At 68.3% G+C, this 7,794-nt stretch carries 5 protein-coding genes; all 5 read right to left on the bottom strand.

Going from position 1 to position 7,794, the window contains the following annotated elements; translation table 11 throughout:
* Nucleotides 1-77: 77 nt before the first annotated feature.
* Complete coding sequence (locus tag AA75_RS44220) at nt 78-1,781, bottom strand: ABC transporter family substrate-binding protein (RefSeq protein ID WP_051814476.1); 1,704 nt, start codon at nt 1,779-1,781, stop codon at nt 78-80.
* 143 nt (nt 1,782-1,924) lie between these two features.
* Entirely contained in the window at nt 1,925-4,009 is a 2,085-nt protein-coding gene (locus AA75_RS44215) for an ABC transporter ATP-binding protein (RefSeq protein WP_033826229.1), read from the bottom strand.
* Nucleotides 4,010-4,074: 65 nt separating this feature from the next.
* Nucleotides 4,075-5,136, bottom strand: a complete 1,062-nt coding sequence (locus AA75_RS44210) for an ABC transporter permease (protein WP_082527300.1) — start codon at nt 5,134-5,136, stop codon at nt 4,075-4,077.
* A gap of 48 nt (nt 5,137-5,184) precedes the next feature.
* On the bottom strand, nt 5,185-6,150 hold the full coding sequence (locus AA75_RS44205) for an ABC transporter permease (protein WP_033826228.1): 966 nt from the start codon (nt 6,148-6,150) through the stop codon (nt 5,185-5,187).
* Nucleotides 6,151-6,746: 596 nt separating this feature from the next.
* The coding region (locus tag AA75_RS44200; protein ID WP_199520579.1) for a peptidoglycan binding domain-containing protein at nt 6,747-7,794 on the bottom strand (1,048 nt) is incomplete at its 5' end.

The following is a 7,794-nucleotide window of genomic DNA, read 5'->3' as shown; positions in this document are numbered from 1 at the left end:
GGGCCCCGGGGAGTGTTCCCCGGGGCCCGCCCCGTCGGTTGCCGGGCGGCCTGCGCCCGATCAGTGCCGAGAGATCATCACTTGCTGAAGCCGATGTTCTCGTAGATGTAGTCCGACAGGCCCGGGGCACCCAGGTTGGCGACCGTCTTCTTCACACCGAAGATGGCGGGGCGCTGGTACAGGGTGATCAGACCGGCGACCTTCCAGGCCTCCGCGTCGGCCTTGTTGATGGCCTCGAACTCGGCGTCGGTGGTCTGGGCCGAAGCCGCGTCCGCCATCGCCTTGTCCAGCTCGGGGCTGCCGACCTGGCTGTAGTTGGCGCCACCGTCGGTCTTGAAGTTCGCGGTCGAGGAGCTCGCCGGGAACGGGGTGCCGATCAGCGAGAACGCCGTCATGTCGAAGTCGAACTTGTAGATGTACTTGTCGAAGAACTCGTTCGACGGAGCGGTGAAGATGGTCACCTTGACGCCGACCTGCTGCAGCATCTGGGTGAGCATGGAGCCCTCGTTGGTCGCCACGGTCACGCCGGCCGGGATGACGAACTTGAGGTTGAGCTCCTTGCCGTCCTTCTTGCGGACGTCGCCCTCGAGCTTCCAGCCCGCCTCGTCCAGCATCTTCTTGGCGGCCTCGGGGTCGAACTTGCTCAGACCGTCCGAGTTGTCCTTGTAACCGTTCTGGTTCGGCACCAGGAAGTGGTTGTTCATCGCGACGGCCGGCCAGCCGAGGCCGTTCAGGTCCGACTTGGCGATGGTGTCGCGGTCGATGGCCTTGAAGATGGCCTGGCGGACCTTGACGTCGGTCAGCATCGGCGACTTGCCGTTGAGCATGAAGTGGCGGAAGTTCGGGCCGCCGGCCTCACGGACCTCGCCGTCCGCGGTCGCCTGGATCTGCTTGAAGCCGGAGGCGTCCGGGCCGTTGTTGTAGAAGTCGATCTCGCCGTTCTGGAACGCCTGCGGCATGGTGTTGGTTTCCATGGCCTTGAAGACGATCTTGTCCAGCATCGGCTTCTGGCCCCACCAGTTGGGGTCCGGCACGACGGTGGCGGTCTTGGCGGTCTGGTCGATCTTGTCCAGCTTGTACGGGCCGGCCGAGACCGGGATCTTGTCCACGTACGCGGTGTTGAAGGCGTCCGGGGTCGAGACGTACTTGGCCGGGAAGAGCGGCGCGTTGGCGGCGTTGTTGAACAGCGCCTGCCACTCGGAGAACGGCGTCTTGAAGGTCATGACGGCCTGGTAGTCGTCAACACCCTTGACGACGCTCTCGACCTGGTCGAAACCGGTGGTCGAGGTGGCCTTGAACGCCTCGTTCGAGCCGTTCTGGGACTTCCAGTTGGCCTCGATGTCCTGCCAGGTGATCGGCGTGCCGTCGTTCCACTTGGCCTTCGGGTTGAGGGTCCAGGTGACGACCTGCTTGCCGTCCTTGGTCTCGGCCTTGGCGTCGAGCAGGTAGTCCTTGTTCGGGGTCTGCGTGCCACCGGCGTCCGAACGCCAGAAGGTCGGCATGAGCGCCTTCATGACATCGGTGGTGGAGACCTCGTTGCCGTCCGCCTCCAGCGGGCTCCACTGGCTGGGGAGCTGGTCGATCGCCCAGTTGAGGGTGCCGCCCTGCTTCAGCTCGCTGCGGTCCTTCTCGTTGATGGCCCGCTGGGTCATCTTCGGGGCCTCGGACTTGGCAGGCGCGGCGGCGTCCCCGCCCGACTTGCTGCTGGAGCAGGCGGTGAGGGAGAGCGAGGCGGCGGCGATGGTGGCGACCAGCGCGACCGGAATCCGGGTGTGCTTCAAGGGAATCCCCCTGTGGTTACGGAACGGGTGATTGGAGCCCAGCGGTGCCGCCGGAGCGGATGGTGCTGGAGGGTTGGCAATGCGGCCTTGCGGGTGGGGCAGGAAGCGCCTGATGGGCGGCGCGGCTTTGTTTCGTGGGGGTGTCAGATCACTTCGAGGGCCGTCGCGAAGTGGCAGGCGGCCACGTGGTCGGCGGCCAGCCGGCTGTTCGCGGGGTCCTCGTCGTGGCAGCGCTGCTGCTCGCCCTCGGAGAGGGTCAGGAACTTCGGGCAGCGGTTGCGGAACCGGCATCCGCTCGGCACGTTGGCCGGGCTGGGCAGGTCACCGGTGAGCAGGATCCTGGTCCGCTCGCGCTCCCGGCGCGGGTCCGGGAGCGGGACGGCGGACAGCAGGGCCTGGGTATAGGGGTGGGACGGTGCGTCGAAGATCGACGCGGAGTCCCCGAGCTCGACGATCCGGCCGAGGTACATCACGGCGATCCGGTCGGCGATGTGCCGGACCACCGAGAGGTCGTGGGCGACGAACAGGTAGCTCAGGCCGAGCTTCACCTTGAGCTCGTCGAGCAGGTTGAGCACGCCGGCCTGGATGGAGACGTCGAGCGCGGAGACCGGCTCGTCCAGGATGACCAGCTTGGGCTCCAGGGCGAGGGCGCGGGCGATCGAGATGCGCTGGCGCTGGCCGCCGGAGAACTCCTGCGGGTAGCGGTCGGCGTGGTCGGGGTTGAGGCCGACCATCTCCAGCAGCTCGGGCACCCGGGCGGCGATCCGGTCCTTGTCCCAGTTGTGCGTCTTCAGCGGCTCGGCCAGGATGTCGCCGATCGGCATCCGGGCGTCCAGGGCCGCCATGGGGTCCTGGAAGACGATCTGCATGTCCCGGCGCAGCGCCTTGCGGTCGGCCCGGCCGAGGCCGCGCACGTCCTTGCCGAACACCGTGACGGTGCCGGCCTGACCGCTGGGCAGGTCCAGGATCTCCAGCAGGGTGGTGGTCTTGCCGCAGCCGGACTCGCCGACCAGACCGAGCGTCTCGCCCTCGCGGATGTCCAGCGTGATGCCGTCCACCGCCTTGACCACGCCGACCTTGCGCTTGATCACGGCGCCCTGGGTGAGCGGGAAGTGCTTGGTCAGGTTGTCGAGCTCCAGCACCTTCTCGCGCTGCTCGCGCGGCACGCTCGTCAGCTCGACCGCGGCCGGGATCTCGGGCACCGGGTAGATGGTGGCCGGGTCCAGCGCGCCGGCCAGCTCGTGGCTGCGGTGGCAGGCGGTCGGGTGGGTGTTGCCCTCCTTGACCGAGAGCACCGGCTCCACCTCGCGGCAGCGGTCGATCGCGATCGGGCAGCGGGCGGCGAACGGGCAGCCCTTCGGCAGCTCCACCATCGACGGCGGGGTGCCCTCGATCGGCGTCAGCGCCCGGCGCTCGGTGTTGTCCAGGCGCGGGATCGAACCGAGCAGGCCGATCGTGTAGGGCATCCGCGGGTGGTAGTACACCTCGTCGACGGAGCCGGACTCGACCGGCTTGCCGGCGTACATCACCTGGACGCGGTCGGCGAAGCCGGCGATCACGCCGAGGTCGTGAGTGATCATCACGATCGCCGCGCCGGTGACGTCCTGGGCCTTCTTCAGGACCTCGAGCACCTGGGCCTGGATGGTCACGTCGAGCGCCGTGGTCGGCTCGTCGGCGATGATCACCTTGGGGTCGTTGGCGATCGCCATGGCGATCATCGCGCGCTGGCGCATACCGCCGGAGAACTCGTGCGGGAAGTTGTCCACCCGGCGGCGGGGGTCCGGGATGCCGACCACGTCGAGCAGCTCGATCGCCCGGGTGCGGGCCTGCTCCTTGGTCATCTCCTGGTGGATCTGCAGCGCCTCGACGATCTGGGCGCCGACGGAGTAGACCGGGGTGAGCGCGGACAGCGGGTCCTGGAAGACCATGCCGATGTCCTTGCCGCGGATCTTCGACAGCTCGTTGTCCGACAGCCCCAGCAGCTCGCGCCCGGCGAGCTTGACCGAGCCGGAGACCTCGGCGGAGTCGGGCAGCAGGCCGAGCACGGCCATCGAGGAGACCGACTTGCCGGAGCCGGACTCGCCGACGATGCCGAGCACCTCGCCCGGGCGGACGGCGTACGAGACGCCGCGCACCGCGCGCACCTCGCCGGCCTCGCTGGGGAAGGAGACCTCAAGGTCCGTCACTTCGAGAACGGGCTGCGACTTGTCCAGCCGGGTGTCGGTCACCGGTCGGAGTCCTTCCTTGCTTCGGGGGGTGCTGTCGGCGGGCTGCGAGGGGACGGCCGCGCCGGTCATGACGTGCCCAGCACGTCGCGGGAGCCGCCGGCCACGGTGGCCTTGCGGTGGGCCTCGTTGCGCTCGGCCAGGGCCTTGCGGCGGCGGCCCTTGGACTTCGCACCGCTGGAGTTCGGGTCGAACGCGTCCCGCAGGCCGTCGCCGATGAACGCCACCGCGACACCGATCAGCACCAGGCAGGTGGCAGGGAAGTAGAACAGCCACTGGAAGGTGGGCGCGTTGGTGGTGTTGTCGGCGATGATCGTGCCGAGCGAGACGTCGGGTGCCTGCACGCCGAAGCCGAAGAAGGACAGGCCGCTCTCGCCGATGACCGCCGCGCCGACCTGGATCACCGTGTCGATGATCAGCAGGGAGGCCATGTTCGGCAGGATGTGCCGGAAGATGATCACGGGTCCGGGGACGCCCATGTACTTGGCGGCCTTGACGAACTCACGGTCCTTCAGGGTCAGCGTCATGCTGCGGACCACCCGCGCGGTGATCATCCAGCTGAACGCCGCCAGCAGCACCACGAAGATCAGCCAGCTGGCGTTGCGGAAGATCGGCGACAGCACGGCGATGATCAGGAAGCTCGGCAGCACCAGCAGCAGGTCGACGAACCAGGTCAGGCCCTTGTCCACCCAGCGGCCGTAGTAGCCGGCGAAGGCGCCGACGAAGCCGGCCACCAGGGTGCTGATGCCACCCACCAGCAGGCCGATCACCAGGGACTTCTGCAGACCGCGCATGGTCAGCGCGAAGAGGTCCTGGCCGCCCTGGTTGGTGCCCCACCAGTGGTCCCCGCCGGGCGGGGCGTTGAAGGCCATGTAGTCGTGGAACTTGTAGTCGTACTTGGTGAACGACGGGCCGACGTACGCGGCCAGGAACAGCAGGGCCAGGATGCCCAGGCCGACCAGGGCGAGCTTGTTGCGGGCGAACCGGCGAGCGGTCAGCTTGCCCCGGCTGGTCCGCTTCCTGACGGCGGCCGGGGGCTGCGGGGCGCCGGCCGTGGCGGTTGCCAGGGCGGCGACCGCCTCGCCGCCGGCGGCGGAGGTGTTCGACGGGGCGGGCTGGTTGGCGCTCATGATCTCTCCTCTACGGGTGTTCGGGTGCTCGGTCGGGACGGGAGTGCGTCAGCGCACTCGGACCCGGGGATCGAGCGCCGCGTAGAGCAGGTCGGACAGCAGACCGGCGATCAGCACCAGGCCGGCGGTGAACAGGGCGACCGCCGACGTGGTGTTGACGTCGTTGCGGGTGATCGAGTTGATCAGCAGCTCGCCCATGCCGTGCCAGCCGAAGGTCTTCTCGGTGAAGGTCGCGCCGATGAACAGCAGCACGATGTTGAACACCAGCAGCGGGACCACCGGCAGGATCGCGGTCCGCAGGCCGTGCTTGACCAGCGCCGCACGCCGCTTGAGGCCCTTGGCCCGGGCGGTGCGCAGGAAGTCGCTGCCGAGCACGTCGAGCATGGTGCTCCGCTGGTAGCGGCTGTACAGGGCGACCTGAAGGAGGATCAGGGTCAGGCCGGGGAGCAGCATGTGCTCCGCCCGGTTGCCCAGTGCGGCGAAGTCCCACCGGCCGGCGAACTCCGCGTCCGTCTCGCCGGTGAAGTGGATGGTGCCCGCACCCAGGAACTTCATGGTCAGCAGCTTCAGGAACAGACCGAGCACGAAGACCGGCATCGCCAGGATGAAGAACGACGCCAGGGTCGTGAACCGGTCGAAGAACTTGTACTGCTTGATCGCGCCGATCGTGCCGAGCGCGACACCGCCGACCGAGCCGATCAGGGTGGCCAGCAGCAGCAGCCGGGTGGAGACGCCGATCCGGCGGCCGACCTCGTCGTTGACGGGCGAACCGTCGATCGACTTGCCGAGGTCGCCGTGGACGACGCCGTTGGCCCAGGTCGCGAACCGGCTGACGATGGGGGTGTCAGGGTTCATGTTGACGTCGTCGAGCGTCTTGCTGATGGTGCTCTTCGCCAGTGGCGGGTTGCGGCCCTCGTAGTTCGCCTGCGGGTGCAGGCTGAGCCCCGCGATGAAATAGGAGAGAGAAGCCGCGAGCGTGACCAGAATCAGATAATTGGCCAGCTTGCGAAGCATATAGCGACCCAAGGTGGTTCTCTCCCTCGTGCGGACCCGCGCTCACCGACGGAACAAGGCCCCCGTCTGCGCGATCCGTGAGGATGGCGGCCTCTGCACAGAGTGCCTTGGGGCGTCTCGAATGTCGGACGTTTGGTCAGAAAGTCGGTCGCCGCTGTGGAACGGCTCGCTGCCACATCTTGCTGACCTGGTGAAGACTTGTCGACCGGCGCTGGATCAAAGATTGGTAACGCCGGATCCAATCCTTGAGGTGGGGACCGGTTTTGACCATGGGTTCTTCGGCATGACCCGCAGGCCACAAGGGGTTTTCCAGGTCTGCACCGCCCCGGAACGTGCGGTTCCACTGGCGCGCAACACTTGAGCGCTTATGTCCGGTTATATACCGCCAATGGCGAGGATTCGCCAACAAAGGACCGCTGGTGAGCGGCTTGATTGACGATTGAACCTCTCGTGTTCCCACCGGCCACAACAATGGCTTGAACTCACAGCCATATGTCCGATATCCGGACGTCGGTGGTCGAAAGGCATGGCACCCAAGGCACGAGGGCCGGGACCGATGGCTCGGTCCCGGCCCTCGCGGGGGGAGTGACGTCGGGTCAGACGGTGAACTTGAAGACCCGGTCCTTGCCCGTCTTGTCGAGCGTGGCGGTGATCGCGTCGGCGACATCCTGCGGGGTGATCGCCACCAGGGCGCCGTTCTTGCGGATCTTGGTGTTGGCGAACGCCGAGCCGACCGCGGCGTTCAGCTTGTCCAGGTCCCACTTGGGCACGATCTTGCCCGTGTCGTCCGGCGCCAGGGTGAGCGCCTTCGACGCGGTGACCTTGCCGAAGTCCCACTTCCTGGCCCCGGCGGAGACCGTGATCTGTCCGGCCAGCACCTGCTTGCCGAGGCTGTCCGCGGCCGCCTGCAGGGCGTCCTGACCGACCTTCGGCTGAGCGGCCGTCAGGTCCAGGCTGATCTCGCCGTCCGGCTGACCGGCCGCCCGGTTGCGGAAGGCCTGCTCGACCTGGTCCACCGCGCCGGAGGCGTTCAGCGTCTGCCCGGCCTTGCCCGGCACCACCTCGGTCTGCCCGGCCTCGGTGAAGCGGACGAAGCCCTCCTGCAGGCCCTGCCCGGACGAGGAGGCCAGACCGTCCAGCGCCGCCTTGAGCTTGGCCCGGTCGACCTTGACCTCCGGCGCGACGGCCTTGCTGCCGCCCGCCAGTGACCCGATCACCACGACCGGGTTGTAACTGTGCTTGGTGAGCGCGTCCACCGTCGCGGTGGAGTCGAAGCTCAGCCCGGCGCTGGCGGGGTCGAGGGTGACGCCCTGGCCGCCGACCTTCAGCTGGATCGGCCGCTGCGCGGTGGCGCCGATCGCCCCGTCCAGGGCGCTCACCGCCTGGTCACGGGTGTCGCCGCCGATGTCGGTGCCGAGCACCGTGGTGCCCTCGGGGATGTCCGCCTGGTTCATCATCAGGCCGGTGCCGTACGCCGCGGCGCCGGCGAACAGCAGACCGCCCACCGCGTACACGGCGAGCTTGCCGCCCTTGCCACGGGCCTTGGCGGGCTTCGCCGCGGCGGGCGCCGGCTGCTCGGCCGCGCCCTCGGCGGCGCCGCCCGCCTCGGGGTCGAACTGCGGACGGGCCGCGCCCGGCGCCGGC

The sequence above is a fragment of the Kitasatospora sp. MBT63 genome (genome assembly GCF_000710465.2).
GTDB lineage: Bacteria > Actinomycetota > Actinomycetes > Streptomycetales > Streptomycetaceae > Kitasatospora.
The sequence above is the reverse complement of the archived record's forward strand: the minus strand, read 5'-3'. Positions and strand labels throughout refer to the sequence as shown.

Excerpts from the sequence above, each read along its gene's own strand:
- AA75_RS44210 (WP_082527300.1), bottom strand. The coding sequence starts at position 5,136 with ATGAGCGCCAACCAGCCCGCCCCGTCGAACACCTCCGCCGCCGGCGGC.
- AA75_RS44205 (WP_033826228.1), bottom strand. The coding sequence starts at position 6,150 with ATGCTTCGCAAGCTGGCCAATTATCTGATTCTGGTCACGCTCGCGGCT.